Annotated in this window: 3 protein-coding genes and 1 pseudogene; all 4 read left to right on the top strand. The window is 48.1% G+C overall.

What is annotated here, in order from left to right; translation table 11 throughout:
* Positions 1-524: 524 nt before the first annotated feature.
* Positions 525-776, top strand: a complete 252-nt coding sequence (locus EWV68_RS03695; RefSeq protein WP_061431290.1) for an acyl carrier protein — start codon at positions 525-527, stop codon at positions 774-776.
* A gap of 69 nt (positions 777-845) precedes the next feature.
* Entirely contained in the window at positions 846-2,096 is a 1,251-nt protein-coding gene (fabF, locus tag EWV68_RS03690; RefSeq protein WP_061431289.1) for a beta-ketoacyl-ACP synthase II, read from the top strand.
* A gap of 82 nt (positions 2,097-2,178) precedes the next feature.
* On the top strand, positions 2,179-4,185 hold the full coding sequence (gene tkt / locus EWV68_RS03685; protein ID WP_008203199.1) for a transketolase: 2,007 nt from the start codon (positions 2,179-2,181) through the stop codon (positions 4,183-4,185).
* A 168-nt stretch (positions 4,186-4,353) separates the two neighbouring features.
* Positions 4,354-4,725: pseudogene (locus tag EWV68_RS03680) on the top strand (hypothetical protein); the annotation flags it as partial.

The raw sequence follows: 4,725 nt of genomic DNA, 5'->3' as shown, positions 1-4,725 counted from the left end.
CCCCTAAGCCGAGTTTTCAAGGTGCTGCGCCGTCCACTTGGTTTTCGAGACTGGCCTTTTAATTCTAACGTAAAGCCAACCTAGAACGGCGGGGTTTCAGACCCAAAATTTCCGATGATTATTATCTGAATTTCAGAGTTATCCGTTATATTTTGGCTTTTTATTCAGGAGACAGGAGATAGGAGTCAGGGTGATAGGGTTTTGGGGTGATAGGGATTTAGGGGTTTAGGGAAATTTCATCCAAATGCTCCACTACCCCACTACCCCACTACCCTACTTCCCCACTTCCCCCCACACTCCACACCCCACACCCCACACCCTACACCCCACACCCCACACCCCACACCCCACTTCCCCGATGATCGAGAAAAAACTTCATCAAGAGGGGAACAACTTCCAGTAAGATGAAAAATGGTCAGTGAAAAAGCTAACCGAAATTTATTGTCGGAAATGGTAACACCGCCCCATTTCCCCAGACCCTAGAGGCTAGAGTCCGGTAAACCAGCGGATAAAAATTGACATCCATGAGTGAAGGTATTTTCGATCGAGTTAAAAAAGTTGTTGTGGAACAATTAGAAGTAGAGGATCCGGATACAGTTATCCCTGAAGCAAGCTTTGCCAATGATCTGAAAGCGGATTCCCTTGATGTGGTCGAGTTAGTGATGGCTTTAGAGGAAGAATTTGATATTGAAATTCCCGACGACGCAGCCGAACAAATTGACACTGTGGGCAAAGCTGTCGAGTATATTAACGAGAAAGTAGGAGCAACCGCCTAATTATTGCGGGAAAATTGACAATTAGGATTAAATATCTGGGGCAAAATCTGCCCTTATTTTTGAACAAACATGACAGAATTGCCATTAAAAAGGGTTGTCATCACGGGGATGGGTGCGATCACTCCCCTCGGCAATAATCTAGCAGACTATTGGACAGGCTTAATCAACGGCAAAAGTGGCATTGGTTTAATTACCCACTTTGATGCCTCCCGTCACGCTTGTCGCATTGCTGGGGAAGTGCGGGGTTTTGACCCCCACGACTATGTGGATCGCAAAGAGGCAAAGCGCATGGACCGTTTCGCTCAATTTGCCGTCGCCGCTAGTTTGCAAGCACTGCAAGATTCTCGATTAGTTATCGACGCTCTCAATGCAGATGATATAGGCGTACTAATCGGTACGGGCGTAGGCGGCATAAAAGTGCTTGAGGATCAACAGGAAATTTACTTGACAAAAGGTCCGAGCCGGTGTAGTCCCTTCATGATCCCGATGATGATTGCCAATATGGCCGCTGGTTTAACCGCCATCCACACGGGGGCCAAGGGACCGAGTAACTGTACCGTGACCGCTTGTGCTGCTGGTTCCAATGCCATCGGCGATGCTTTTCGTCTAGTACAAAGGGGTTTGGCCAAAGCGATGATCTGCGGTGGGACGGAGGCCGCCGTTACCCCCCTAGGATTGGCTGGTTTTGCCTCCGCTAAGGCCCTGTCCACCCGCAACGATGACCCCACCCGGGCCAGTCGTCCCTTTGACAAGGAACGGGATGGTTTTGTCATGGGGGAAGGGGCAGGAATTTTGATTATAGAGGAATTAGAAACGGCCTTAGCCCGTGGGGCGCGGATTTACGCCGAAATGATCGGTTATGGTCTGACTTGCGATGCCTATCACATGACGGCACCGGTTCCCGATGGTCGTGGGGCCACCAGAGCGATCGAATTAGCGATCAAAGATGCCGGTTTGACTCCGGCGGAAATTAGCTATATCAACGCCCACGGCACCAGTACAGGGGCCAATGATCCCACGGAAACCAAGGCGATTAAAAAAGCTTTAGGAGAATCGGCCTACCAAATCCCCATCAGTTCCACCAAATCGATGACAGGCCACCTTTTAGGCGGTTCTGGCGGCATTGAAGCCGTGGCCACGGTAATGGCGATCGCTAATGATCGGATTCCCCCGACGCTCAACCTTGACAATCCTGACCCCGATTGTGATCTCGATTACGTCCCCTACGAAAGTCGTCAGCAGATAGTTAACGCTGCCCTCTCCAACTCCTTTGGATTTGGTGGCCATAACGTCACCCTAGCTTTTAGAAAATATGCTTGAGTCGATGCCCCCGAAAGAGTAATCTGTGAGTGGCTCCCTCTTTAACCTGGTCTTATTTTTGTAGTTCATTCTAAAAAACATTATGGTTGTCGCCTCCCAATCCCTCGAAGAACTTTGTATTAATGCGGTGCGTTTTTTAGCGGTGGATGCCGTAGAAAAAGCTAAATCGGGACACCCCGGACTGCCGATGGGAGCCGCACCCATGGCCTTTGTCCTCTGGGATCAATTCCTGCGTTTTAACCCGAAAAACCCCCAATGGGTCAATCGCGATCGTTTTGTTCTCTCCGCCGGTCACGGTTGTATGCTGCAGTACGCTTTGATGTACCTGACGGGATACGATAGCGTTCCCCTAGAGGAAATTAAACAATTCCGGCAGTGGAAATCGAAAACCCCTGGCCACCCCGAAAATTTCGTCACGGAAGGGGTAGAAGTGACCACCGGTCCGCTGGGTCAAGGGATTGCTAATGGTGTCGGTTTGGCCCTAGCAGAAGCCCATTTAGCAGCCCGTTTCAACAAACCGGATGCCAAAATTATCGACCATTACACCTATGTGATTTTGGGTGATGGTTGCAATATGGAGGGGATTTCCGGGGAAGCTTGTTCTTTAGCCGGTCACTGGGGTTTAGGCAAGTTAATCGCTCTCTATGATGATAACCATATCTCGATCGATGGTTCCACCGATATCGCTTTCACCGAAGACGTGAGCAAGCGTTTTGAAGCCTACGGTTGGCACGTTCAGCACGTCGAGAATGGTAACACCGATTTAGATGCCATTGCCAATGCGATTGCGGCTGCCAAAGCTGTCACCGATAAACCCTCGATGATTAAAATCACCACCACCATCGGTTATGGTTCCCCCAATAAGTCTAATACCGCCGATGTTCACGGGGCAGCTTTAGGAGCAACGGAAATCGAGTTAACCCGGAAAGCATTAGGTTGGGAATACGAGCCGTTTGTGGTTCCCGATGAGGTGTTAAATCGTTTCCGGCAAGCAGTGGACAAGGGAGCAACGGCAGAAACGGACTGGAATAAGTTATTTAACGAATATCAGGCCAAATATCCCGCAGAAGCGGCTTTATTTGAACAGTTAACCACCGGTCAACTGCCGGAAGGTTGGGAGCAAGCTTTACCGGTTTATAAACCCGAAGATAAGGCTCTCGCTAGTCGTAAACACTCGGAAATCTGCTTAAATGCCCTCGCGGGGGTTTTACCCGGTTTAATCGGTGGTTCGGCGGATTTAACCCACTCTAACTACACGGAATTAGAGCATTTTGGTAATTTCCAAAAAGGCAGTTATCAGGAGCGTAACGTCCATTTTGGCGTAAGGGAACACGCGATGGGGGCGATTTGTAACGGTATTGCTCTCCATAACACGGGATTGATTCCCTACGGGGCAACTTTCCTGATTTTCACCGACTATATGCGGAATTCTATCCGTTTATCGGCATTGTCAGAAACTCGCGTCATCTGGGTAATGACTCACGATTCCATTGCCCTAGGGGAAGATGGACCGACTCACCAACCCGTGGAACACGTTGCTTCTCTGCGCGCTATTCCTAACCTCTTAGTCATGCGTCCGGGGGATGGAACCGAGACTTCCGGTGCTTATAAAGTAGCGGTGAGCGAAACTAAGCGCCCGACTTTATTGGCTCTCTCCCGTCAAAATCTGCCCAATTTAGCAGGAACTTCCCTTGCGGGTGTGGCTAAAGGTGCTTATATTATCACCGATTGTGAAGGTACTCCCGATGTCATTCTCATCGGTACGGGTGGCGAGTTGTATCTCTGCGATAAAGCGGCTGCGGTGTTAAAAGAAGCAGGAATTAAAGCCCGCGTCGTTTCTATGCCCTGTTGGGAGCTATTCGAGGAACAATCGGCAGAATACAAAGAATCGGTATTGCCGAAAGCAGTGAAAAAACGTCTCGCGGTGGAAGCGGGTTCAACCATGGGTTGGCATCGTTACATCACCGATGAGGGGGATGTGTTGGGGGTTGATACCTTCGGCGCTTCTGCTCCAGGAGGTGTGATTCTAGAGAAGTTTGGTTTTACCGTGGATAACGTGGTAGCGAAGGCAAAAGCGTTGTTAGGTTAATTAAAACTTTGGTTTTGTGGAAAAAGCTCGCGCAAGCGGGTTTTTTTGTGGTTATAGGTCAACCTAGTTTAGGCCTTAGGCTTAGTTCATGTAAAAATGTAAACTAGGAAGCTTTAGTAGTTAGCCAAAACCTTTACACTTGAGATAATTATCACGATTCCTAGAGCCATGACTAAAGGGGAAAGCCCTATATCGAAGGAAACAATCAAGAGCCTAACATTAGATATAGAAGGCTCACTGTTGTCTTTTGATAAATTTATCAAGGCTCAAGAACAATTAGCAATACTACTCCATGAAGTAGATAAAACCCTTGCTAACAAAAATCGCCCTCTGATAAATTGGAGAATCTCTCAAGTTCATAGTGGCAGCATTCATCTTACTTTAGAAGGAATGCCTCAAGATCAGATTACACCTAGTCAAATTTCTGAAGTTATTAAGACTGTAGAAAGGGGAATAGTAACAATTTTAGAACATCCGATTCGCCCTAAGTATTTTTCTGATCGAGCTTTAGAAAGTGCACGATCATTAGCAATATTGAAA

This window comes from Microcystis sp. M_QC_C_20170808_M9Col (assembly GCF_007095495.1).
Classification (GTDB): Bacteria; Cyanobacteriota; Cyanobacteriia; order Cyanobacteriales; family Microcystaceae; genus Microcystis; species Microcystis aeruginosa.
Note: the sequence above shows the minus strand (reverse complement) of the source record. Positions and strands in the feature narration are given on the sequence as shown.

Excerpts from the sequence above, each read along its gene's own strand:
- EWV68_RS03695 (WP_061431290.1), top strand. The coding sequence starts at position 525 with ATGAGTGAAGGTATTTTCGATCGAGTTAAAAAAGTTGTTGTGGAACAA.
- fabF (WP_061431289.1), top strand. The coding sequence starts at position 846 with ATGACAGAATTGCCATTAAAAAGGGTTGTCATCACGGGGATGGGTGCG.
- tkt (WP_008203199.1), top strand. The coding sequence starts at position 2,179 with ATGGTTGTCGCCTCCCAATCCCTCGAAGAACTTTGTATTAATGCGGTG.